The organism is Streptomyces sp. NPDC012466 (genome assembly GCF_042955215.1).
Classification (GTDB): Bacteria; Actinomycetota; Actinomycetes; order Streptomycetales; family Streptomycetaceae; genus Streptomyces.
Window position 1 is genome coordinate 761,709 of sequence record NZ_JBIBEQ010000002.1, and the last position, 23,760, is coordinate 785,468.

18 protein-coding genes and 1 pseudogene are annotated in these 23,760 nt (G+C 72.5%); 10 read left to right on the forward strand and 9 right to left on the reverse strand.

The window, feature by feature from the left end:
- Nucleotides 1-195 precede the first annotated feature (195 nt).
- From ACFY9E_RS10985 to ACFY9E_RS10995, 3 genes are read left to right on the forward strand one after another with little or no spacing between them, the layout of a single operon-like run.
- Nucleotides 196-1,347, forward strand: a complete 1,152-nt coding sequence (locus ACFY9E_RS10985) for a Gfo/Idh/MocA family oxidoreductase (RefSeq protein ID WP_390981499.1) — start codon at nucleotides 196-198, stop codon at nucleotides 1,345-1,347.
- Nucleotides 1,344-2,495 (forward strand): DUF993 family protein, encoded by a 1,152-nt coding sequence (locus tag ACFY9E_RS10990; RefSeq protein ID WP_390981501.1) that lies wholly within the window; start codon nucleotides 1,344-1,346, stop codon nucleotides 2,493-2,495. Before ACFY9E_RS10985 ends, ACFY9E_RS10990 begins: the two co-directional genes overlap by 4 nt.
- 29 nt (nucleotides 2,496-2,524) lie before the next feature.
- Entirely contained in the window at nucleotides 2,525-3,322 is a 798-nt protein-coding gene (locus ACFY9E_RS10995) for a TIM barrel protein (RefSeq protein ID WP_390982067.1), read from the forward strand.
- A 339-nt stretch (nucleotides 3,323-3,661) separates the two neighbouring features.
- Here the strand turns inward: ACFY9E_RS10995 and ACFY9E_RS11000 are convergent, their stop codons facing one another.
- Entirely contained in the window at nucleotides 3,662-4,594 is a 933-nt protein-coding gene (locus ACFY9E_RS11000) for an EamA family transporter (protein ID WP_390981503.1), read from the reverse strand.
- A gap of 90 nt (nucleotides 4,595-4,684) precedes the next feature.
- On the opposite strand from ACFY9E_RS11000, the gene ACFY9E_RS11005 reads away from it, so the two are divergent.
- From ACFY9E_RS11005 to ACFY9E_RS11015, 3 genes are all read left to right on the forward strand, one after another.
- The gene (locus tag ACFY9E_RS11005; protein ID WP_390981505.1) at nucleotides 4,685-5,602 is read left to right on the forward strand and encodes a LysR substrate-binding domain-containing protein; all 918 of its coding nucleotides are present in this window, start codon (nucleotides 4,685-4,687) and stop codon (nucleotides 5,600-5,602) included.
- A gap of 334 nt (nucleotides 5,603-5,936) precedes the next feature.
- The gene (locus tag ACFY9E_RS11010; RefSeq protein WP_390981507.1) at nucleotides 5,937-7,769 is read left to right on the forward strand and encodes a glycoside hydrolase family 3 N-terminal domain-containing protein; all 1,833 of its coding nucleotides are present in this window, start codon (nucleotides 5,937-5,939) and stop codon (nucleotides 7,767-7,769) included.
- Between the two features lie 113 nt (nucleotides 7,770-7,882).
- The gene (locus ACFY9E_RS11015) at nucleotides 7,883-8,548 is read left to right on the forward strand and encodes a hypothetical protein (RefSeq protein WP_390981509.1); all 666 of its coding nucleotides are present in this window, start codon (nucleotides 7,883-7,885) and stop codon (nucleotides 8,546-8,548) included.
- A gap of 23 nt (nucleotides 8,549-8,571) precedes the next feature.
- On the opposite strand, the gene ACFY9E_RS11020 is transcribed toward ACFY9E_RS11015, so the two are convergent.
- The 6 genes from ACFY9E_RS11020 to ACFY9E_RS11045 all read right to left on the reverse strand — a co-directional run bounded on the left by ACFY9E_RS11020 (nucleotide 8,572) and on the right by ACFY9E_RS11045 (nucleotide 16,770).
- Nucleotides 8,572-8,823, reverse strand: coding sequence for a hypothetical protein (locus ACFY9E_RS11020; RefSeq protein ID WP_390981511.1), 252 nt, complete (start codon nucleotides 8,821-8,823; stop codon nucleotides 8,572-8,574).
- Between the two features lie 89 nt (nucleotides 8,824-8,912).
- The gene (locus ACFY9E_RS11025) at nucleotides 8,913-10,349 is read right to left on the reverse strand and encodes a S28 family serine protease (protein WP_390981513.1); all 1,437 of its coding nucleotides are present in this window, start codon (nucleotides 10,347-10,349) and stop codon (nucleotides 8,913-8,915) included.
- A 115-nt stretch (nucleotides 10,350-10,464) separates the two neighbouring features.
- Entirely contained in the window at nucleotides 10,465-10,857 is a 393-nt protein-coding gene (locus ACFY9E_RS11030) for a hypothetical protein (RefSeq protein WP_390981515.1), read from the reverse strand.
- Nucleotides 10,858-10,970: 113 nt separating this feature from the next.
- The gene (locus ACFY9E_RS11035; protein WP_390981517.1) at nucleotides 10,971-14,690 is read right to left on the reverse strand and encodes an ABC transporter transmembrane domain-containing protein; all 3,720 of its coding nucleotides are present in this window, start codon (nucleotides 14,688-14,690) and stop codon (nucleotides 10,971-10,973) included.
- A 136-nt stretch (nucleotides 14,691-14,826) separates the two neighbouring features.
- Nucleotides 14,827-15,798 carry an esterase-like activity of phytase family protein gene (locus ACFY9E_RS11040; protein ID WP_390981519.1) on the reverse strand — a complete coding sequence of 324 codons (972 nt, stop codon included), beginning with the start codon at nucleotides 15,796-15,798 and terminating at the stop codon, nucleotides 14,827-14,829.
- Nucleotides 15,799-15,918: 120 nt separating this feature from the next.
- The gene (locus tag ACFY9E_RS11045; protein ID WP_390981521.1) at nucleotides 15,919-16,770 is read right to left on the reverse strand and encodes a serine hydrolase; all 852 of its coding nucleotides are present in this window, start codon (nucleotides 16,768-16,770) and stop codon (nucleotides 15,919-15,921) included.
- A 290-nt stretch (nucleotides 16,771-17,060) separates the two neighbouring features.
- Between ACFY9E_RS11045 and ACFY9E_RS11050 the strand changes: the two are divergent.
- The 3 genes and pseudogenes from ACFY9E_RS11050 to ACFY9E_RS11060 form a co-directional block, all read left to right on the forward strand.
- Nucleotides 17,061-17,621, forward strand: a pseudogene (locus ACFY9E_RS11050) (hypothetical protein); the annotation flags it as partial.
- A gap of 145 nt (nucleotides 17,622-17,766) precedes the next feature.
- Nucleotides 17,767-18,354 carry a hypothetical protein gene (locus ACFY9E_RS11055; protein WP_390981523.1) on the forward strand — a complete coding sequence of 196 codons (588 nt, stop codon included), beginning with the start codon at nucleotides 17,767-17,769 and terminating at the stop codon, nucleotides 18,352-18,354.
- A gap of 179 nt (nucleotides 18,355-18,533) precedes the next feature.
- Nucleotides 18,534-19,136, forward strand: a complete 603-nt coding sequence (locus ACFY9E_RS11060) for a hypothetical protein (protein WP_390981525.1) — start codon at nucleotides 18,534-18,536, stop codon at nucleotides 19,134-19,136.
- Nucleotides 19,137-19,152: 16 nt separating this feature from the next.
- Here ACFY9E_RS11060 and ACFY9E_RS11065 read toward each other — a convergent pair whose 3' ends face one another.
- Together ACFY9E_RS11065 and speB are read right to left on the reverse strand one after the other, a co-directional pair.
- Nucleotides 19,153-20,838, reverse strand: coding sequence for a thiamine pyrophosphate-dependent enzyme (locus ACFY9E_RS11065; RefSeq protein WP_390981527.1), 1,686 nt, complete (start codon nucleotides 20,836-20,838; stop codon nucleotides 19,153-19,155).
- Complete coding sequence (speB, locus tag ACFY9E_RS11070; protein ID WP_030838119.1) at nucleotides 20,835-21,815, reverse strand: agmatinase; 981 nt, start codon at nucleotides 21,813-21,815, stop codon at nucleotides 20,835-20,837. The genes ACFY9E_RS11065 and speB overlap by 4 nt, the downstream gene beginning before the upstream one ends.
- Before the next feature lie 327 nt (nucleotides 21,816-22,142).
- On the opposite strand from speB, the gene ACFY9E_RS11075 reads away from it, so the two are divergent.
- Nucleotides 22,143-23,723, forward strand: a complete 1,581-nt coding sequence (locus tag ACFY9E_RS11075) for a helix-turn-helix domain-containing protein (protein ID WP_390981529.1) — start codon at nucleotides 22,143-22,145, stop codon at nucleotides 23,721-23,723.
- Nucleotides 23,724-23,760: the final 37 nt, after the last annotated feature.

Below are 23,760 nucleotides of genomic sequence, written 5' to 3' on the forward strand. Positions count from 1 at the left end.
CCCCGACCCCGGGTTGTTCGCCCCCTCGAACAACTCGTCCTGGTCACGGTCTTGTCCGGACCGCGGTTCAGAGGCTAGCTTCTCCGTATGTAGAAAGCGCTTGCTGTGACGTTCACCAGTCCACGGCCTGTTCACCGGGCCGCCCGTGAAGGGTGGGGCGTACGCGGCGCGACGACCGCGTACGAAGGGAACGACGTGACACGCAAGACGGTGCGTATCGCCATGAACGGCGTGACCGGGCGCATGGGCTACCGCCAGCACCTGGTCCGCTCCATCCTCGCCCTCCGCGAACAGGGCGGGCTCGACCTCGGCGACGGCACCGTGCTGTGGCCCGAGCCGATCCTGGTCGGACGCCGCGAGCACGCGCTGAAGGCGCTGGCCGACAAGCACGGGCTGGAGCACTGGTCGACGGACGTGGACGCGGTCCTCGCCGACGAGACGGTGGACATCTACTTCGACGCCCAGGTCACCTCCGCCCGCGAGGAGGCGCTGAAGAAGGCCATCGCGGCAGGCAAGCACCTCTACACCGAGAAGCCGACCGCCACCGGCCTCGACGGCGCCCTGGACCTCGCCCGGCTGGCGAACGAGGCCGGCATCAAGCACGGCGTCGTCCAGGACAAGCTCTTCCTGCCGGGCCTGCTCAAGCTGAAGCGCCTCATCGACGGCGGCTTCTTCGGCCGGATCCTCTCCGTGCGCGGCGAGTTCGGCTACTGGGTCTTCGAGGGCGACTGGCAGACCGCCCAGCGCCCGTCCTGGAACTACCGGGCCGAGGACGGCGGCGGCATCGTCGTCGACATGTTCCCGCACTGGGAGTACGTGCTGCACGAGCTGTTCGGCCGGGTGAAGTCCGTCCAGGCGCTCACCGCCACGCACATCCCGCAGCGCTGGGACGAGAGCGACAAGCCGTACGACGCGACGGCCGACGACGCCGCCTACGGCATCTTCGAGCTGGAGGGCGGCGCGATCGCCCAGATCAACTCCTCCTGGGCCGTGCGCGTCAACCGCGACGAGCTGGTGGAGTTCCAGGTCGACGGCACGGAGGGCTCCGCGGTCGCGGGCCTGCGCAACTGCCGCGTCCAGCACCGTAGCGCCACCCCCAAGCCGGTCTGGAACCCGGACATCCCCGCCACGGAGGTCTTCCGCGACCAGTGGCAGGAGGTCCCGGACAACACCGAGTTCGACAACGGCTTCAAGGCCCAGTGGGAGCTGTTCCTGCGGCACGTCTACGCCGACGCCCCCTACCACTGGGACCTGCTGGCCGGTGCCCGCGGTGTGCAGCTCGCCGAGCTGGGCCTGCGCTCCTCGGCCGAGGGCCGCCGTCTCGACGTACCGGAGATCTCGCTGTGACGATCCGACTCCCCGACGCCGACGGGGCGTTGCGGACGTACGAGCCGCGCACCGAACCCCTGGCCGTGACCCCCGGCACGCCGTTCACCTCCCGCACGGTCTTCTCGGCGGCGCACGTCGTCGCCGATCCGTTCGCCGACGTCTCCCCCGACTCGCCCGCCGCGGTCGACTGGGACGCCACCCTCGCCTTCCGCCGCCACCTGTGGTCCCACGGGCTGGGCGTCGCCGAGGCCATGGACACCGCCCAGCGCGGCATGGGCCTGGACTGGGCGGGCGCGGCGGAACTGATCCGCAGGTCGGCGGCCGAGGCCAAGTCGGTCGGCGGCCGCATCGCCTGCGGCGTGGGCACCGACCAGATCGCCGCCGGTTCGCTCGCGGAGGTCCGCGCGGCCTACGAGGAGCAGCTCGCGGTCGTCGAGGAGTCCGGCGCGCAGGCCATCCTGATGGCGTCCCGGGCGCTCGCGGCGGCGGCCTCCGGACCCGAGGACTACCTTGAGGTCTACGGTCACCTGCTGCGCCAGTCGGCCGAGCCGGTGGTCCTGCACTGGCTGGGCCCGATGTTCGACCCGGCCCTGGAGGGCTACTGGGGCTCGTCCGACCTGGACGCGGCGACGGACACCTTCCTGGAGGTCATCGCCGCCCACCCCGACAAGGTCGACGGCATCAAGGTCTCCCTGCTGGACGCCCGGCGCGAGATCGACATCCGGCGCCGGCTCCCCAAGGGCGTGCGCTGCTACACGGGTGACGACTTCAACTACCCCGAGCTGATCGCGGGCGACGAGCAGGGCTTCAGCCACGCGCTGCTCGGCATCTTCGACCCGCTGGGTCCGCTGGCGGCTCAGGCGGTCCGGGTCCTGGACACGGGCGACGTGCGCGGCTTCCGTGATCTGCTCGACCCCACGGTCGGGCTCTCCCGCCACCTGTTCCAGAGCCCGACCCGCTTCTACAAGACGGGCGTGGTCTTCCTGGCCTGGCTGGCGGGCCACCAGTCGCACTTCACGATGGTCGGCGGCCTGCAGTCGGCCCGCTCACTGCCGCACCTCGCGACGGCGTACGAACTGGCCGACGGACTCGGGCTGTTCCCCGACCCGAAGCTCGCGGAGGAACGGATGAAGACGCTGCTGAGCGTGTACGGGGTGGACCAGTGAGCGGGCTGGAGCGCTTCTCCGTCAACCAGATGACGGTGAAGCAGCTGTCCATGCCGGAACTGGTGGACGGCTGCGCCCGGCTGGGCATCCGCAACGTGGGGCTCTGGCGCGAGCCGGTGCGGACGTACGGACTGGAGGCCACGGCCAAGCTGGTCCGCGACGCGGGCCTCACGGTGACGACGTTGTGCCGGGGCGGCTTCTTCACCGCGATCGACCCACGGGAGCGGGCGGAGGCCCTGGCCGACAACCGCCGCGCGATCGACGAGGCGGCGACGCTGGGCACGGACACCCTGGTCCTGGTCTCGGGTGGCCTTCCCGCGGGCTCCAAGGACCTGCACGGCGCCCGCGAGCGCATCGCGGACGCCCTGTCGGAGCTGGGCCCCTACGCGGAGCGGCACGGCGTGCGCCTGGCCATCGAGCCGCTGCACCCCATGTACGCCTCGGACCGCTGCGTGGTGTCGACCCTGGCCCAGGCCCTGGACCTCGCCGAACGCTTCCCTGCGCACCAGGTCGGCGTCACCGTCGACACGTACCACATCTGGTGGGACGACACCGCCCCCGCGCAGATCGCCCGGGCGGGCGCGGGCGGCCGCATCCACACCTTCCAGCTCGCCGACTGGACGACCCCCCTCCCGGAGGGCGTCCTCACCGGCCGCGGTCAGATCGGCGACGGGTCGATCGACATGCGGGAGTGGCAGGGCCACGTGGAGGCGGCCGGCTACACCGGTGCCATCGAGGTGGAGCTGTTCAACGACGGTCTCTGGGCGCGGGACGGCCAGGAGGTCCTGGCCGAGACGGCTGCGAGGTTCACCGAGCACACCGGGTGACCTCGTCCCGGACCACGCTCGCTGCCCTGCTCCCCGTACCCGGGGGGCGGGGCGGCGGCCGTCGTACCGGGGGCGGGGCAGCGGCGTAGTACCCGGGGGCGGGGCAGCGGCGCGTCGGGGCCACCCGTGCCGCCCCGGATGCACCCGCCTCCCGGGCGTGACACGCTTTTCTCACGGACTCGGCCGGTCACAGTGCCCTCTCTTCCCCTCGCTTCCCGACGCGGAGAGCAGCCATGGCCGCCTTCCTCGTGAACCCGGCCGAGTCCGGCGACCACTCCGGCCTGCCTCGGTGCCCTGTTCGCGTCCCGGCCCGGTCCGGGCCGCTCACAGGGCCGGGGTTCACTCGGCGACAGGGAGCGGGTCGGCAGGGCGCGTCCCGGCGGCGGCCGTCAGGTCCGGGGCCGGCGCGGGTGCGGCACGGCGCGGTGTCAGGGACGTCAGCGCCACTCCGCCCACCAGCAGCGCCGCCGCGCACCACCGCAGCGGGCTCACCGGCTCACCCAGGAACAGGAACGCCGAGGACATGCCGAAGACCGGGACGAGGAGCGAGAACGGCGCCACCGTCGAGGCGGGGTGGTGACGCAGGAGGAAGCCCCACGCGCCGAAGCCGAAGACCGTGGTGATCCAGGCGACGTAGACGACCGTGCCCGCGCCCTGCCAGTCCAGGGCGCGCAGGGCGGCCAGGTCGCGCGAGGGGCCCTCGGTGAGGAGGGAGAGGGCCAGCAGCGGGAGGACCGGGACCGTGCTGACCCAGACCATAAAGTTCAGCGCGTCGGGCGGGGCCGCCTTGCGGGTGAGGACGTTCGACGCGCCCCAGCAGGCCGCCGCCCCGACGACGAGGGCGAACGCGCCGAGGGGGCCCGAGGTGCCCTCGTCCACGGCCGCCACGGCGATGCCGCCCAGGGCGACCAGCATGCCCAGCAGGCGGACGCGGGACGGCCGTTCGCCCAGGGTCAGGGCGGCGATCGCCGCCGTGAACACCGCCTGGATCTGCAGGACCAGGGAGGACAGGCCCGCCGGCATGCCCGCGTCCATGCCGACGAAGAGGAGGCCGAACTTCGCCACGCCGAGGACCAGACCGACCGCCAGGATCCACTTCCACGCCACCTTCGGGCGGCCCACGAGGAACACCGCCGGGAGCGCCGCCGCCAGGAAGCGCAGGGCGGAGAAGAGCAGCGGCGGGAAGTGGTCCAGGCCGATCTCTATGACCGTGAAGTTGACGCCCCAGACGGCGGCGACCAGGACGGCGAGAGCGAGGTGTGACGGGCGCATGCGGCGAGCATGGCTCCCCACGACCATGAAGCACCAGCGATGATTGCTGCATGGTTGGATGAAGCATCGCTCAGCAGAAAGGGGCACCCCGTGCTCGACCTCCAGCGGCTGCGCGCCCTGCACGCCGTCTCCGTGCACGGCACCGTCGGCGCCGCCGCGCTCGCCCTCGGGTACACGCCCTCCGCGGTGTCCCAGCAGATCGCCAAGCTGGAGCGCGAGACCCGGACCGTTCTGCTGGAGCGGGAGGGGCGCGGCGTGCGGCTCACCGACGAGGCCCGCCAACTGGTCACGGCCGCGCAGGAGTTGCTGGCCATCGTGGAGCGTGCGGAGACCGAGCTGGAGGAGCGGCGGGGCCGGCCGGCGGGGCGGCTGACGGTCGCCGCGTTCGCGTCGGCGGCACGCGGGCTGATGCCGGGCGTGCTGGCCGAGCTGGGCCGCCGGCATCCCGCCCTGGACGCCCGGCTCTCGGAGGTCGACCCGCATCTGTCGGTCGATCTGGTGGCGAAGGGCGCCGTCGACCTCGCCGTCGCGCACGACTGGGACATCGCGCCGCTGCCCGCGCCGCCCGGCCTGGAGCAGGCGGTCATCGGGGACGACCTGTGCGATCTGCTCGTCCCCGAGGGGCACCCCTTCGCCGGACGGGCCGCCGTGCGAAGGGAGGAGCTGGGCGGCGAGCGGTGGATCTGCCAACCGCCGGGGCGGGTCTGCCACGACTGGCTGCTGCGGACGCTGCGCACGGCCGGGCACGAGCCGGACATCGTCCACCAGGCGGACGAGAACCCCACCCTCGTGGCCCTCGTCGCGGCCGGGCTCGGTGTCGCGCTCATCCCCCGGCTGGGGCGTGGGCCGCTGCCCGCCGGGGTGGTGGAGGTGCCGCTCGATCCGATGCCGGTGCGGCGGCTGTACGCGCTGTGGCGGACGGGGGCAGCCCGGCGTCCGGCCATCGCGGAGACCGTACGGGTGCTCGGTGAGCAGTGGCCCGAAGTGGCGGCTCATCCGCCTCGTTGAGCACCTGCCGCACCGTGCGTCCCGACTTGCCGGAATCCGGGCCGAGTCGGGAACCCGGGGCGGACCGTCCCCGTCCAAGGGCAGACCGCCGGAGAGTCACCACGGTGCGGTGTCGGCCCTCGCCACTGGCTGCGATCGCTGACCACCCTCTCCGCCGTACCGCGGCCGGCGGCACCGTCGCCATCGGCGCGCCCCCCTCCAACCGCGCCGGTGGCGGCCCCACGTGCGGTGGGTGCGCCTTCCCTTGACTGGCAGAAACTTCCTGGATATTGGTGACCTCTTGGAAGTTTCCTTCAGCGGATCCATGAGCGGATCACCTCCGGAAGGAGCGCACGTGCACGACACCGGCACGGGAAGCACGGGAAACACCGCCCAGCCCTCCAGACGCACCGTCCTGGCCGCCACGGCCGGCGTCACCGCCGCCCTCGCGGCCCCCGGGGCCGCGCATGCCGCGGCCCCGGACGACAGCCGGCTGCGCGCCCTCATCTCCCGCATGACGCTTCCGGAGAAGGTCGGCCAGCTCTTCGTGATGCGGGTCTACGGCCACTCCGCCACCGCCCCCGACCAGGCCGACATCGACGCCAACCTCAAGGAGATCGGGGTCCGCACGGCCGCCGAGCTGCTGGCGAAGTACCGGGTCGGCGGCATCATCTACTTCACCTGGGCGCACAACACCCGTGAGCCGCACCAGATCGCCGATCTGTCCAACGGCATCCAGAAGGCCTCACTGGAGCTGCCGCGCGGGCTGCCCGTGCTCATCTCCACCGACCAGGAGCACGGGATCGTCGCCCGGGTGGGCGAGCCGGCGACGCTCTTCCCGGGGGCCATGGCGCTCGGGGCGGGCGGGTCGCGGTCCGACGCCCGCGCGCTCGGCAGGATCGCGGGCGCCGAGCTGCGGGCGATGGGGATCCGGCAGAACTACTCCCCCGTGGCCGACGTGAACGTCAACCCGGCCAACCCGGTCATCGGCGTGCGGTCCTTCGGCGCCGACCCGCGGGCGGTGTCCGCGCTGGTGGCCGCCGAGGTCGCCGGGTACCAGGGGTCCGGTGTCGCCGCGACGGCCAAGCACTTCCCCGGGCACGGCGACACCAACGTCGACAGCCACACCGGCTTCCCCACCATCACCCACAGCCGGGAACTGTGGGAGAAGCTCGACGCACCGCCGTTCCGGGCGGCGATCGCCGCGGGCATCGACTCGATCATGACCGCGCATCTGATGGTCCCGGCCCTCGACGACTCCGGCGACCCGGCCACCCTCTCCCGCCCGATCCTCACCGGCATCCTGCGCGAACGCCTCGGCTACGACGGGGTCGTGGTCACCGACTCCCTCGGCATGGAGGGCGTGCGGAGCAAGTACGGCGACGCCCGGGTGCCGGTGCTCGCACTGAAGGCGGGCGTGGACCAGCTGCTCAACCCGCCCGACCTCGACCTGGCCTGGAACGCCGTGCTGACGGCCGTGCGCGAGGGTGAGCTCACCGAGGCCCGGCTCGACGAATCGATCCTGCGGGTGCTGCGGCTGAAGACGAGACTGGGGCTCTTCCGTTCGCCGTACGTCGGTCAGGACGGTGTGGACCGGGCCGTCGGGACCCGGGCGCACCGGGCCGCGGCCGGCCGGATCGCCGAGCGGACGACCACGCTGCTCGTCAACGAGCGGCGGTCGCTGCCCTTGTCGCGGCGCCGGTACCCCAAGGTGCTGGTGACCGGAGCGGATCCGGCCTCGCCGTCGGGCACGACGGGGCCGCCCACCGGCGTGCTCGCGGGCGCGCTGAGCGAACTGGGCTTCACCGCCACCGCCCTGTCCACCGGCACGGCCCCCTCCGCGGCAGCCATCACGAAGGCGGTCGCGGCGGCGCGGGACGCGGACGCGGTGGTGGTGGCCACGTACAACGTCACGGCGAGCAGCAGCCAGAAGACGCTGGTGGAGCAACTCGTGGCGACCGGGAGGCCGGTCGTGGCGGTGGCGATCCGCAACCCGTACGACGTGGCCCAGCTGCCGTCCGTGCCGGCCGTCCTGGCCGCCTACTCCTGGACCGACGTCGAACTGCGGGCCGCCGCACGGGTGATCGCGGGGCGGGTGAAACCGCGCGGAAAGCTGCCGGTCGCGGTGCGGCGGGCGGATGATCCGGAGCAGGTGCTGTACCCCATCGGCTACGGGCTGTCGTACTAGCCGTACGCCACGGACCGGGCGCACCACCCCCAAGGTGCGCAAACCGTCCCATGTGCCTGGCGTGCGCCCGCTACGGCGGGTCACGCTGGGCGGGCACACTCGGGGGGACGGCAATGCGTGAGAGAAGTGGCGTGGGGGTGGTCGTCGGGCTGCTGGTACTGCTCGGCGTGCTGCTGACCGGCTGCCAGAGCCCGTCGGGAGGCGTGGCCGAGGACGGCCGGCTGAGCGAGGCCGGGACCGGAAGGGCCGGCAGGACCGCCACGGTGTCGCCGGTGCCGACCCGGCCGTCCGGCTACGGGGCGGTGTTCCTCGCGGTCGGCGAGTGCAGTTCCTTCGGTACGACGAGCTTCACCGAGGTGCCGTGCGCCGGTGAGCGGGCGGCGGCCCGGGTCGTGGCGCGGCACGACGGCACGGTGCGGGACGGGCCGCGCTGCCCGTCGACCACCGACTTCGTACTCCACATCAGCGAGCAGCGGCCCGCGTTCGACGAGGACGGCGACGGGGCGGTGCCGCGCGGCTACGCCTGTATGCGCAACCTCCAGCCGCCGCACCCCGGCGACCCGGGCGGCGGGGGCGGGCCCCGCACGATCGTCGGCGACTGCGTCTACGGCTCCGGCGCCGGGCAGGTCCGCGAGACCGCCTGCGACGGCACGGGCGAGCGGCGGCCCCAGTTCAAAGTGACCCGGGCGGTCGCCGAGCGGTCCGACTGCCCCGGCCCGACCGCCCTGTACGTCCGGCTGGGCGGGAAACGGCCGGTGGGGTGCGCCCGGCCGCTGTGAGCGGGCGTTCGCCATCGCCCGTCTCAACGCATCAGCCCCCTGCGTGACATACGTCGCCGGGCCTCGGCCATCTGGTCGCGGACGTGCTCCGGGGGCAGGTCCGCCGCCAGTCGGGCCAGTTCCTCGAAGGTCGACAGGTACGTTCCGCTGCTGCCCTCGCCCCGCAGGTCCCTCTCCCGCTCCACGAACGGCCGGACGGCCTTCCAGACCGAGACGATCCGGGTGCGCAGGACCGTGACCAGCAGGGTCTGGTCGAGCGGACCGAAGAGGGTCACCGTACGGAGCATTCACCGCGAGCGCAGGGACATGCGAACCGCCCCTCGGCCCGGAGGGCGAGGGGCGGTCGTGTGCGGGCGGCGGGTGGTTACGGGCGCAGCGTCATCTCACGCTGGGTGTCCCGCTTGTCGAGCTTGGCGTCGAACTTCGCCAGCGGCTTGGCCGCCTGCGGGTTCGCCTGCACCGAGCTGGTGGCGACACCGGCCCAGTCGAGGATGCGGGCGGTGGCCAGGGCCTTCTGCTCGGGCACGAGGCCCGCGACGTTGGCGCCGTGGTTCATGCCCGGGGCGGTCATGACGTAGGAGTCCTTGGCGCCCTTGCCGACACGGAAGGGCTCCGCGCCCCACGGGTCGTTCTGGCCGTAGACGAACAGCATCTGCCGGGCGTTGTGGCGGACCCAGGTGTCCACGTCCCGCATCGCCGACGGCTGGAACTTCATCGGGATGTCCCGGGGGACGAAGTTGCGCGGCGGCTGGTAGCCGTAGCGGATGTACTGCTTCTCGATGTGCGGGAAGCGGATGGTCGGCGCGCCGAGCTGCGTGCCGGCCTGGTAGTAGTACGGCGTGTAGGTCGTCAGGCCCTGGTCGGCGTAGGCGGAGAAGCCGGAGATCGTGTCGACGGAGGTCCAGATCTCGTCGTCGGTGGCGTTCTTCGCGTCGGCCGGTATCTGGTCGCAGTCCTTGAGCAGGCTGTACTGCCAGAAGCCCCAGACGTAGTCGAGGACGGTCGCCTCGAAGGCCTTGTCCAGGCTGCCGATGGTGTCGAAGGTGAGGCCGTTGTCCTGCGCGTAGGCGGCGTACTTCTTCTCCAGCGGCTCGCGGCGCACCAGCGCCTCGCGCTGCACGCCGTTCAGCCGGGCACGGCACTCCTCGGTGCCGACGCGCGCGAAGAAGCGGTCGTAGGCGGAGTCCTCCTTGTTCACCACGTCGTTGGGGGCGACGTAGGCGACGACACCGTCCATGTCACGCGGGTAGAAACGCTCGTAGTAGGTGGCGGTCATGCCGCCCTTCGAACCGCCCGTGGAGATCCACTTCTTGCTGTAGATGCCCTTCAGGGCCTTGAAGACGCGGTGCTGGTCGCTGGCCGCCTGCCAGATGTCCAGCTTGGACCAGTCGGCCGGGGCGGGCCGGGACGGGGTGAAGAAGCGGTACTCCAGGGAGACCTGGTTGCCGTCCACGATCTGGGTGGGCTCGCTGCGGCGGGGCGTCGTGGAGACGTTGTAGCCGCTGGTGAAGAACACCGTCGGGCGCGAGACGTCCTTGTGCAGCACGGTGATGCGCTGCTGGAACGTGCCCTTCGAGGGCTTTCGGTGGTCGACCGGCTGCGTGTAGTTCAGGACGAAGAAGCAGTAGCCGGTGTACGGCTTCTCCTCGACCAGGCTCATGCCCGGTATGGAGAGCAGTCTCTCCTTGATGTCGGTGGTGCTGTCGGTGCCGGCGGCGTCGGCGGCGGTGGCCGCTCCCGCCGTGCCCAGTGTGCCTATGAGCACCGTGAGCGCCAGCAGCCATCTGAGCGCCTTGCGCATGCGCACTCCCCTGTGAGACAGATGTGCGCCGGAAGCTAGCCCACCAACTCGCCCAAGCACCAGGGGACATAGGGAAAACCCTGTGCGCGCCGGGCGCGTCGCCGGGTGCCGTACGTCAGCACAGGATCCAGCCGGAGCTGAACGTGCTCCTGCCTACCTTGCCCTTGAGCCAGACGCAGCGGCGCCCGGCGTGCACGGTGACCGGGCCCGCGTGATGGCCGTACCTGCCCTCGTCGACGACCGGCCGGTTGCCGCGCGCCTGCACGCTCACCGACATCTTGCGCTTCGCGCCGGGCCTCTTGGGGAGGGTGACGGCGCAGACGTAGCCGCCGCGCTTGTAGACGAGCACGGTCCCGGTGGAGAAGGGCAGGGTGCGGACCTTGCGCCCCGGGCAGAGCGCGGTGGTGGCTGCCTGCGCCTCGCCCGGCACCGCGACGGCGAGCAGCCCGGAGGCGGTCAGCACGGCCAGCCCGAGCGCGAGCCGCCGGCGTATCGCTCCACTGTCCACTGTCGTCCTCCCGTACCGCGTCGTCCGCGACCATCGGCGTACGCCAGTACGGACGCATGACGTATGTCGGACGGTTGCGCGGGCGTCACGAACGCGCGGCAAAGAGGGTGCCGTCAGCGGGACGCCCCGACCGGCTCCTCCGGCTCGGCGGCACCGATGAACGTCCGCCACAGCTCCGCGTACCGGCCGCCGCGGGCGAGCAGCTCCTCGTGCGTGCCGTCCTCGGCGACCCGGCCGTGGTCCATGACGACGACCCGGTCGGCGCGGGCGGCGGTGGTGAGGCGGTGGGCGACGACCAGGGTCGTGCGGCGTCCCGCGAGACGGTCGGTAGCCTGGTTGACCTGGGCTTCCGTCGCCAGGTCCAGGGCGGCCGTGGCCTCGTCGAGCAGCAGGACGTCCGGGTCGACCAGCTCGGCCCTGGCCAGCGCGATCAGCTGGCGCTGCCCGGCGGACAGGTTGCGGCCGCGCTCGGCGACCTCGTGGAGGTAACCGCCCTCCAAGGTGGCGATCATGTCGTGCGCGCCGACCGCGCGGGCCGCCGCCTCGACCTCGGCGTCGGTGGCGTCCGGCCGGCCGTAGGCGATGGCGTCGCGGACGGTGCCCTGGAAGAGGTACGCCTCCTGCGGGACGACCCCCAGACGGTGCCGGTACGAGGTGAGGTCGAGGTCCCGCAGGTCGGTGCCGTCGACGGTGACCCGGCCGCCGGTGGGGTCGTAGAAGCGGGCCACCAGCTTGACGAGGGTCGACTTGCCCGCGCCGGTCTCGCCGACGAACGCGACGGTCTGCCCGGCCGGGATGCGCAGGTCGACACCGACGAGGGCCTCTTCGCCGTCCCCGTACGCGAAGTGCACGTCCTCGAACGCGATATCGCCGCGCAGGGAGGAGACTTCTCGGGGTTCGTCGGCGGACTTCGTCGACGTCGGCTCGCGGAGCAGCTCCTGGATGCGGCCCAGCGAGACGGACGCCTGCTGGTAGCCGTCGAAGACCTGGGAGAGCTGCTGCACGGGCGCGAAGAACAGGTCGATGTAGAGCAGGTAGGCCACCAGCGAGCCGATCGCCAGCGTCCCGTCGTCGACCCGGGCCCCGCCCACGATCAGCACGGCCGCCGCGGCCACCGACGACAGGAACTGCACGAACGGGAAGTACACCGAGATCAGCCACTGGCCCCGGATGCGCGCCCGGCGGTAGTCGGCGCTGTGCTCCGCGAACCGCCGCCCGCCGTCCCGCTCCCGCCGGAAGGCCTGCACGATCCGCAGCCCGGACACCGACTCCTGGAGGTCGGCGTTGACGACCGACACGCGTTCGCGGGCCAGTTCGTACGCCTTCACGCTCGCCCGGCGGAAGAAGTACGTGGCGATGATCAGCGGCGGCAGCGTCGCGAAGACGACCAGCGCCAGCTCCACGTCGATCACCAGCAGGGCGACCATGATGCCGAAGAAGGTGACGACCGAGACGAAGGCCGTGACCAGGCCCGTCTGGAGGAACGTCGACAACGCGTCGACGTCGGTCGTCATCCGGGTCATGATGCGCCCGGTCAGCTCCCGCTCGTAGTAGTCGAGCCCGAGGCGCTGGAGCTGGGAGAAGATCTTGAGCCGGAGCGAGTACAGGACCCGCTCGCCGGTGCGCCCGGTCATCCGGGTCTCACCGACCTGGGCCGCCCACTGCACCGCGACCGTCCCCAGCCCCAGCAGGGCCGCCGCCCACACCGCGCCGAGGGCGGCCTGGGTGACGCCGGAGTCGATCCCGTGCCGGATCAGCACGGGCAGCAGCAGGCCCATGCCCGCGTCGGTGGCCACCAGGGCGAGGCTGACCAGCAGGGGCAGTCGGAAGCCGCGCAGCAGGCGGCGCAGGCCGTAGGAGTCCTCCGGCTGGACGGCCCGTGACTCGTCGATGTCCGGGACGTCGGTGGCCGGGGGCAGCGCCTCGACCTGGGCGAGCAGCTCGGGGGTGGCGGGGCTCTCGGCGAGGGCGGTGTCCTTGCGCTCGCGGTCGCCGCTCCACAACCGTGGGGTGACCCCGCGCTCGGCGTCGAACTCGGCGTCCAGCTCGTCCCGTACGGAGGTGTCCTCCGGGGGGCAGGCCGGCTGGGCGTGGCCCGGGGAGACCCCGCCCAGCTCGTCCGGGTCGGTGAGCAGGCGCCGGTAGAGGGCGGAGCGCTGCTGGAGTTCCTCGTGGGTGCCGATGTCGGCGAGGCGGCCGCCGTCCAGGACGGCGATGCGGTCGGCGAGGTTCAGGGTGGAGCGGCGGTGGGCGATCAGCAGGGTCGTGCGGCCCCGCATGACTTCCTTCAGGGCCTCGTGGATCTCGTGCTCGACCCGCGCGTCCACGGCGGAGGTGGCGTCGTCCAGGACCAGCAGGCGCGGGTCGCTGAGGATGGCCCGGGCGAGGGCGACGCGCTGGCGCTGGCCGCCGGAGAGGGTCAGGCCGTGCTCGCCGACCGTGGTGTCGTAGCCGTCCGGCAGCTCTCGGATGAAACGGTCCGCCTGGGCGGCGCGGGCGGCCTTCTCGATCTCCTCCTGGGTGGCGTCCGGACGGCCGTAGGCGATGTTGTCGCGGACCGTGTCGGAGAAGAGGAACGAGTCCTCCGGGACCAGCCCGATCGCCGCCCGCAGCGACTGGAGGGTCAGCTCGCGCACATCGTGGCCGCCGATCAGGACGGCCCCGCGGGTGACGTCGTAGAAGCGCGGCAGCAGCAGGGAGACCGTGGACTTGCCGGAGCCGGAGGAGCCGACGACGGCGAGGGTCTCGCCGGGGCGGATCTCGAAGGAGAGCCCGTCGAGGACGCCGCGGTCGTCGTCGTAGCCGAAGGAGACGTCGTCGAACTCGACCGTCGCGGGGGCGTCGGCCGGCAGGTCCTTGTGGCCGTCCTCGATCGACGGCTCGGTGTCGATCAGCTCCAGGACGCGTTCGGTGCCGGCGCGGGCCTGCTGGCCGACGGTGAGCACCACCGCGAGCATGCGGACCGGGCCGACCAGCTGGGCGAGGTAGGTGGAGAACGCGACGAACGTGCCGAGCGTGATGTGCCCGCGCACCGCCAGCCAGCCGCCGAGGGCCAGCATCGCGACCTGGCCGAGCGCGGGGACGGCCTGCAGGGCCGGGGTGTAGACCGAGTTCAGGCGGATGGTGCGCAGGCGGCCCGCGAAGAGCCGGCGGCCGACCTCCCTGAGCTTGCCGGTCTCCTGATCCTCCTGCCCGAAGCCCTTCACCACGCGTACGCCGCTGACGGCGCCGTCGACCACGCCCGCGACCGCCGCGGCCTGGGCCTGGGCGTACCAGGTGGAGGGGTGCAGCCGGGTGCGGCTGCGCTTGGCGATCCACCAGATGGCGGGCGCCACCGCCAGGGCGACCAGGGTCAGCGGCACGGACAGCCACGTCATGATCACCAGGGAGATCAGGAAGAGCATGAAGTTCCCGATGGTCATCGGGAGCATGAAGAGCAGGCCCTGGATCAGCTGGAGGTCGCTGGTGGCCCGGCCGACGACCTGGCCGGTGGACAGCTCGTCCTGGCGGCGGCCGTCGAGCCGGGTGATCGTGTCGTACATCTCCGTCCGCAGGTCGTGCTGGACGTCGAGGGCGAGGCGTCCGCCGTAGTAGCGGCGGACGAAGGTGAGGACGTAGACGATCAGCGCGGCGGCGACGAGGAGCCCGGCCCAGGTGGTCATGGACCGGGTGTGCTCGCTGACGACGTCGTCGATGATCACCTTGGTGATCAGGGGGACGAGGGCCATGACGGCCATACCCGCCAGCGAGGAGCCCAGGGCGAGTACGACGTCCTTCGGGTGGCGCCATGCGTAGGCCCACAGCCGTCGTGCCCATCCCCGTTGCGGTGTCACACCGGTGCCTTCCATCCGTCCTGAGCTGCCGGAAGGCACCAACGTGTTCGGGGGCGGATTTCATCCCGCCGTCACGGTTTCTCTTCGTGTTCGGGTGCGGCGCCGTCTCCGGCCGGTCGCGCAGTTCCCCGCGCCTCTAGGTACGTACCCGTACCCGCAAGGAGTAGAAGCGGGTCGTCTGTGCCGGGTTCTGGTTGTCGTCGCTGACCAGCAGGACCGTCAAGGCGTTCCGCGTCCGGCCCGTGATCGTCATGCCCTCGATGTTGTCCAGGAGGGGGTTCGGCTGGGGCTGCTCGGCCGTCGCTCCCAGTGACGGGCACGTGACGAGGTCGGTGAGCAAGGTCTTCCTCATCGCGTGGCGCGGCTCGGCCAGATAGAGGCGGACGGTGTTGCCCACGCCGGCCGTGAAGCCGCGTTCCAGGACCAGCAGGCGGCCGTCGGGCGTGGCCTGGATCTCGGGGACGCCGAGCCCGGGGTCGGTGCGGTAGGTGTACCGGCCGGCGAGCCGGAAGTGACCCCCGTGGCGGGTCCAGGTCTGGAAGCGGACGGTGTCGGCGGGGTCGCCGGAGAGGGCGTACTCCATGGACGCGACCAGGGTGCGCCCGCCGGGGAGCAGGGTGAGGCCCTCGAAGGTGCCGTTGGGCCGGCCGCGGCCCGCGGGGCTCACGCGCAGGTCGTCCGGGACGGGGAGGCGGTCGAGGACACGGCCGTCGCGGGAGTAGCGGCGGATCGACGGCTCGGTCTCGGAGGTGACGAGGTAGGTCCCGTCCCGGTCCACGACCAGGCCCTCGGAATCCAGGGCCGCTCCGGTCTCCTCGGCGAGGGGGAGCACCGACCGGGGCGTCAGCGTCCTCGCGTCGAGACGGAAGAGCGACGAGCGGTCCGAGAGGGCAGCCAGGGAACCGTCCCGGTCCACGGCCAGCGCGGAGAGGTTGCCGACGAAGGTGTCCTCGTAGGTCGTCTTGTCGAGCGCGTCGGAGAAGCGGTCGAGGGAGACGGACGGGGAGCAGGCGTGGGACGTCCGCGCCTGGGCGGGGCCCGCGGCGGTCAGGCACGTGGCCGCCGCCAGGCCCGCCGCGAGGAGGGCGAGGTGGGTTCTCAGGGGCATGGGAGTCACCGTAGGGCGGCCCGGTGACGTCAGGTGGGCGGCGGGGTGACATCCTTCCCCGCGCGCTCTCCGCCCTCCTCGCCTCCATCAGGAGGTTCCCGGCTCCGAGGCCGGGGACCGTCAACTCGCCGCCAGGTCCTTGTGCATGACCTTGGCCACGGCCTGGATGGTGGCGATGCCGTAGTTCATCGTGCTGTTGCCGTGGGTCAGCACCGTCATCACGTAGTCGTGGCCGCCGCCCTTGAACGCGCCGACGCTGTGCACCCGCCAGCCGTTCGACGAGCGTTGCAGCCAGCCGTTCTTGACGGCCACGGTGACGCCCGAGGGCACTCCGTAGGGGGTGCCCCAGCGCTGGGACGAGACGACCTGGCCCATCAGCTTGACGATGTAGGCGCGCGAGTTGTCGCTCAGGACCGCGTTCTTGGCGGTGAGGAGCTTCAGCAGCTTCTGCTCGTCGGTGACGGTGATCTGCGTCAGGCCCCAGTAGCCGTCCGCGCCGGGCTTGGTCTGCGTCATGCCGGCGGCCGCGAGGAAGTTCTTGATCTTCGTCATGCCGAGCTGCTTCCACAGGGTGGAGGTCGCGGCGTTGTCCGACTTGGTGATCATGGCCTTGGCGAGGGTGTTCTCGCGGTCGGTGAGATACCGGTTCGATTTCTTCGCGTCCCACAGCAGCGTGGCGAGGACGGTGACCTTGACGACGCTGGCGGAGTCGTAGGCGGAGCTCGCGCGCAGGGTGCAGGTCGTGTTCGTACTGCGGTCGTAGAGGCCGACGGCGACCGTGCCCTTGCGGGTGGCGAGCGCGGCGGTGATGTCCTTCTTCAGCTTGGTGGCGAGCCCGGCCTTGTCGGACGTGCAGGTCACGGCCGGCGTGGCAGCGGCGGCGGGCGTGGCGGCGGCGACGAGCGGCACGAGCACGCCCGTACCCACGGCCGCCGCCAGCACTCTCGCGCGGCGGGATATCCCAGAAGTCATGCATCACACGACTCCCGAACGCGGTCGAATGGTTGTAGGGGCGACGGAGGTTTGTACGAGTCGTTATCGGAGGCCGGCCGGTTTCACAGGCGCCGGCCAGCTCCGGCACAGCCGTCTCCCACCGGGGCCGCCCACCATGCTCGGGTGACATCTGCCACCGAAACCCAGCTCCGCGCCGCCGAGCCCCCTCCGGCCCCGCCCGAGGACACCGCCGCCGCTCCGCGTTGGTCCCTGCCCGTCCTGCTCGCGATCCTCGCCCTGGCGACGATGCTCTACTCCTGGAAGAGAGCGGTCAGAGTGATCCAGGCGGTCAGGGTCCTGAAGGGGCCGGCGGCTCCGGCGGTACGCCCCCGAGCGGCACCGGCCCCGGTGGCGGGGGCATGGGCGGTGGCGGCATGGGCGGCGGCGCGAGCAGTGAGCTGATCGCATACCTGAAGAAACACCAGGACGGCGCCACCTGGCTGCTGGCGGTGTCGAGTTCGCAAGGCGCCGCCCAGCTGATCCTGAGCAGCGGGGAGCCCGTCATCTCCATGTGGGGCTGGTCCGGCAGCGACAAGGCGATGACCCTCACCCGGCTCAAGGAACTGGTGAAGAAGGGCGAACTGCACTACATCCAGCTCGGAGGGGGCATGGGCGGCGGACCGGGCGGCGGCTCCACCCTCAGTTCCGAGGTCACGGCGTGGGTGCGGAAGTACGGCACGGCGGTGGAGGAGAGCGACTACAGCGAGAGTGCGGGCTCCGACTCCGATGCCGGTTCCGGCTCCGACTCCGATGCCGGTTCCGGCTCCGGCTCCTCGACGCAGTCGAGTCAGTCGGCCGTCTACCGTCTCGACCCGTCCGACGTCAGCTGATCCCCATAACCCCGCACGATCGAACGGCCCCCGACTTCCAGGTCCGGGGCCGTTCCCGCGTCCCGGATCATGGACACCGGTGTCCGGCGAACGGGTGAAGGGAAGCACAACGGTGGGCTATTGCCTGGAGATGAGCACCGGCGACATGAGAACGGTGGTGCGGCTGCTCACGGCGGTGGAGCGGACCGGACAGCAGGAGCGCACGCTCGCCCGGGTGCGCACGGAGTGCGAGCGCACCGACGCCCGCTTCCGGGAGCAGGGCATCGACCTCGACGTCTCCATCGGGCGGGCCCTGGAGGAGTTGATCGACGGCACCCCGAGCACCGACCTCTGCCCCGCGTACAGCTACGCCTTCTACCAGGTCGTCGCGGCGCACTTCTCCGACCCCACCGACCTCGGCGCCTGGCGCCGCCCGTCCTGGTTCCGCGCCATGGACGACGAACTGGCCCGGCACGGCGTACCGGCCGACCTGCTCCCCGGCACGTTCCTGTTCAGCGGCCCGCCGCTGCGGCTGCCCCACCCCGGCGACGCGGTGCCCGCGATCGGCACGCTGCCGACCCGGCGGGCCGCCGCCCTAGCCGACGCCTACACACGCGTACTCGACCGCCTCGACCCCGAGTTCCGGGGCGCGGCCCGCCGGTTCGCCGACGCCATGCGGTTCGAGGCGCAGGAGTGGGAGAGGGCGCGGAAGCTCGGGACGAACCCCGACACGCTGCTCTTCTGGTTCCACTGACCCCTGCCGGACCTCTTGACGCCGCCTTTCCCGGCGGAATACTTGCGGTCGACAGCGCGCCAACTGCCGTGTCATTCAAGGGCTTTGTGTGGACGGTGGCGCCGTCTGTCCGAGATCCCGAACGCCGTGCGAAGTGTCGCAAGTTTCGTGACGGCCACCCCCCACAGGAGGATCCGCACATGAGTCCACGCAAGGCACTCGTAGCCGCCCTGACCGCCGCCCTACTGGCCGGGCCCGGCGTCGCCCAGGCCGCCGTTGCGCAGACCCCGCCCGCCCCGGCCCGGGAACGCGCCGCGGCCGCCACCATCACCTGGTCCCTCGTCCGCGCGAGCAACCCCACGGCGGACCAGCGCTCGGCCTACGACCTCATCACCAAGGCCATGAACGCGGCCGTGACCCGCTACAACAACCTCAGCGACCTCGGCAAGACCCTCACCGTCCGCTACGAGCCGGGCGTCCCCACCGCCGACGGCAACATCAACGGCACCATCCGCTTCGGCAGCAACCGCGGCTACATGAACGAGCGGACGGCCCTGCACGAGATCGCCCACACCATCGGCGTGGGAACCAGCTCGGGCTGGTCCCGCCTCGGCGGCGGCGGCACCTGGACGGGTGGTCAGGCCACCGCGCTCGTGCGGCAGTACGACGGCTCCGGCGCCAAGATCTCCACCGGCGGCGGCCACTTCTGGCCCTACGGCCTGAACTACGACAACGAGTGGTCGGCCACGGCCGCCGACCGCCACGTCCACATCGTCGCCGCGATGGTCCGCGACGGCCTGTAGTCTGCCGGGCCCTCGCTCACCCCAGGTGCGTGGGCGCGAACATCCGCAGCACGGCCGGGAGCAGGACCACCGAAGGGCCGGGCGTCCGAAGGGCCTTGGCGAGGTCCTGCTCCAGGTCCTCCGGGGTCGTCCGCACCCCGGATACGCCGAAGGACTCGGCCAGGGCCACGTAGTCGGGCCGGGTCAGCTCCGTCGCGGTCGTCTCGCCGAACGCGTCGTTCATGTACGCGCGCAGGATGCCGTAGCCGCCGTCGTCGACGATCAGCCAGGTGACGTTCAGGTCGTACTGGCGGGCCGTGGCCAGTTCGGCGATGGAGTACAGGGCTCCGCCGTCGCCGGAGACGGCGAGGACCGGCCGGGTCGGGTCGGCCGCCGCCGCGCCGAGCGCCGCCGGGAAGGCGTAGCCGAGGCCGCCCGCGCCCTGCGCGGAGTGCATGTGGTTGGGGCCCTTGGCGTCGAAGGCCGACCAGGCCCAGTAGGCGAGGATCGTCATGTCCCAGAAGGACGGTGAGTCGGCCGGGAGTGCCTTGCGGACGGACGCCAGGACCTCCTGTTCCAGGGTGAGTTCCTGGGCGGCGATGCGGTCGGCGACCTTCGCGAGCAGTTCCCGGACCCGGTCCGCCGCCGTCGCGTCCTCGCGGGCCTCCACCGTCTCCAGCAGCGCCTGCAACGCCAGCCGCGCGTCCGCGTGGATGCCCAGCGCCGGGTGGTTGGACTCCAGCTTGCCGAGGTCGGCCTCGATCTGGACGACCCGGCCGCGCGGCTTGAACGTGTGGTAGTTCGAGGAGAGTTCGCCGAGGCCCGAGCCGACGACCAGGAGGACGTCGGCGTCCTCCAGGAAGTCGGTGGTGTGCCGGTCCTCGATCCACGACTGGAGCGACAGCGGGTGCGTCCAGGGGAAGGCACCCTTGCCGCCGGGGGTCGTGACGACCGGCGCCCGGAGCCGCTCCGCGAGCTGCCTCAGTTTGCCGGAGGCGTCCGCCCGGACCACTCCCCCGCCCGCGATGATCGCCGGACGAGCGGCCTTGGACAGCAGGTCGGCGGCCACGGCGGTCAGTTCGGGGCGCGGCGGCAGTTCCTCGGGGAACGCGTCGCCGCCCGTCACCACCGGGATCGCCGTCTCGGCGAGCAGGACGTCCTGCGGGATCTCCACCCACACGGGGCCGTGCGGGGCGCTCAGCGCCGACGTCCAGGCCGCCTCGATCGCGGAGGGGATCTGGGACTGGGTGCGGACCGTGTGGACGGACTTGACCACGCCCCGGAACGAGGCGGCCTGGTCCGGGAGTTCGTGGAGGTAGCCGTGCCGGCCGCCGCCGAGGCCCGCCGTCGGGATCTGGCTGCTGATCGCCAGCACGGGCGCGGAGGCCGCCGCCGCCTCCTGGAGCGCGGCGAGCGAGGTCAGGGCGCCCGGGCCCGTCGACAGCAGCAGCGGCGCGGCCTCGCCGGTGATCCGGCCGTAGGCGTCCGCGGCGAACCCGGCGTTGTTCTCCACCCGCAGGCCGATGTAGCGCAGGTCGGAGCGGCGCAGCGCGTCGAACATGCCGAGGGCGTGCTGGCCGGGCAGCCCGAAGACGGTCGTCGCGCCCAGCCCGGCCAGCGTCTCCACGACCAGGTCTCCGCCCTTGCGGCCTGGAGGAGGATTGAGGGCGGCCTCCGTCTGGGCGGGCGTGGGGCGGAGCACCAGGTCGTGGTCGTGAGTCACTTCGCTTCCGAGTCCTTCCGGGCCGCGGCGATCTGGCGCGACATGATCGTGGTCAGTTCGTACGCGGTGTGGGACGCGGCCACCGACGTGATCTCCGCGTGGTCGTACGCGGGGGCCACCTCGACGACGTCGGCCGACACCAGGTTGCAGGATGCCAGGCCGCGAAGGATCTCCAGCAGTTCGCGCGAGGTCATGCCGCCGGCCTCGGGGGTGCCGGTGCCCGGGGCGTGGGCCGGGTCGAGGCAGTCGATGTCGATGGAGATGTACAGCGGCCGGTCGCCGATGCGCTGGCGGAGCTGGTCGGCGACCTCGTCGGCGCCGCGCCGGTAGACGTCGGCGGAGGTGACGATGCCGAAGCCCATCTTCTCGTCGTCGGTCAGGTCCTGCTTGCCGTAGAGCGGGCCGCGGGTGCCGACGTGGGACAGGGCGGAGGTGTCGAGGATGCCCTCCTCGACCGCGCGGCGGAACGGGGTGCCGTGCGTGTACTCGGCGCCGAAGTAGGTGTCCCAGGTGTCGAGGTGGGCGTCGAAGTGCAGCAGGGCGACGGGGCCGTGCTTCTTCGCGACCGAGCGCAGCAGGGGCAGGGCGATGGTGTGGTCGCCGCCGAGGGTCATCAGGCGGGCGCCGGTGCCGAGCAGGTCGTCCGCGGCGGCCTCGACGGTCTCGACGGCCTCGTTGATGTTGAACGGGTTGACGGCGATGTCGCCGCCGTCCGCGACCTGGGCGAGGGCGAACGGCGAGGCGTCCTGCGCCGGGTTGTACGGGCGCAGCAGCCGGGACGCCTCACGGATCGCGTTGCCGCCGAAGCGGGCGCCCGGCCGGTACGAGACACCGGAGTCGAACGGCACGCCCACCACCGCGACATCGGCCCGGCCGACCTCGTCCAGCCGGGGCAGCCGGGCGAAGGTCGCGGGACCGGCGTACCGCGGGACGCGGGAGGAGTCGACGGGCCCGCGCGGGGTCTCGTTGCTGCTCATGAAGTAATGCCTTCTTTCTTACGCTTCATCGCGTATGTACTGCTTGCTGTACGACTTTACCGGGGCGCCGGGACCACTTCGGACGCGCGTTCGGACGATCACCCGGCGAGCCGCTCGCGCCAGGCGGCGAGGACGGCGGTGCCGGTGGCGGGGGTGAGCAGGGAGACGACCAGGCAGGCGGCGACGACGGCGCAGTCGACGGCCATGGGCCTCCTTCGATCGGTGTCGCCGGCGGGTGACGAGGACTGACCTTAGGTGGCCGGATAGCGACTGCGAAGTGTACGTTTCATCCATTCGAGCCGGTCCCCGATGGAGGGAACGCACACCATGCCGGACCCGGCGGTTCCGCCCACCCCGCCCGTGGCGCTGAGCGCGCTGCTGGCCCGCGAGGACCTGGCGCTGCGGCGGATCGCCGGGCCGCCCGCCGAAGGCGTCGTCGTCCACTGGGTGCACACGTCGGAGATGGCGGACCCCTATCCGTATCTGCTGGGCGGGGAACTGCTGCTCACGGCGGGTGTGCACATCCCGGAAGCGGCGGGCCCGGGGACGGCCTACTTCGACGGCTACGTCTCCCGGATCGTCGCGGCGGGCGGCGCCGCCCTCGGCTTCGGGGTGGCGCCGGTGCACGACACGGTGCCGCGGGCGCTGGTCGCGGCCTGCGAGACACACGGCCTGCCGCTGCTGGAGGTGCCGCCCCGGACCACCTTCTCCGGCGTGGCCCGCGCGGTCTGGCAGCTGATGGCCCGGGCCCGCCTGGCCGAGCTCCGCCGCGTCACCGAGGCCCAGCAGAGCCTCGCCGCCGCCGCGTCCCGGCCCGACCCGGTCCCGTCGGTGCTCCGGCAACTCGCGCAACGGCTGGGCGGGTGGGCGGTGTTGTACGGGCCGGAGGGGGTGGAGATCGCCTCGGCGGGACGGGAGCCCGGGGAGGAGGCCCGGGCGGCCCTGACCCGCCTGACGGAGGTGGTACGGCCGGGGACCGCGGCGCCGCAGACCGGCTCCGCCTCGCGCGCCGGCGCGACGCGGCCGGCCCAGCCCGGCCCCCCGGCACAGTCCGAGCGTCCCGCCGCGGCGTCGCCCGCCGACCCCGGACGTCCCGTCCCCTCCTCCGCCACCGACTCCGTGGCCGGTCTCCCTCTCGCCGCCTACAGCCTGGGTGCCGGGCACGGGTTCGTGCTCGGGGTCGCCACCGCGCAGCGGGGGCCCGGGGACCACACCGTCGCCTCCGTCGCCGCCGTGCTCCTCTCCCTCCTCACCGGCGAGCAGCGGAGCGGCACCGGAGCCGCCCGTTCCGCCGCGCTGGTGCGGCTGCTGCTGGGCGCGCCGCCCGAGGAGGTCGCGGCGCTGCTCGGCGACGGACCGTGGGTCGTCGTGCACGCCCGGCCGGACGGGGACAGCACCCCCGACCCCGTCGCGGCCTCCGCGCTGGGCGCCGCGCTCGGGTCCGCCCTGGTCGACCCGGCGGGCGACGTCGTACGGGTCCTGGTCCCGGACGGCCGGGCACCGGCCCCGCTGCCCGGCTGGACCCTCGGCGTCAGCACCGCCGTCGCACCACACGACTGGCCCGCCGCCGACACCCAGGCCGCCCGCGCCCTGGCCCGGGCCCGCGCCACCAGGGCCCCGCTGGTCCGGCACGGCGCCCGCCCCGCCCTGGCCGACCTGGTGCCCTCCGAGGAGGCGGCGGCCCACGCCCGGACCCTCCTCTCCCCCGTCGCGGCGCACCCCGCCCTCACCGAGACCCTGCGCACCTGGCTGTCCCTGCACGGCAGCTGGGACCGTACGGCCGTCGCCCTGTCCGTGCACCGCAACACCGTGCGCCAGCGCATCGCCCGCTGCGCGGCCCTGCTGGAGACGGACCTGGACGACCCGGACGTACGGATGGAACTCTGGTTCGCGCTGCGGCGGATCTGAGTACGTGAGCGGGGTCCCGCTGAGTACGTGACGCACA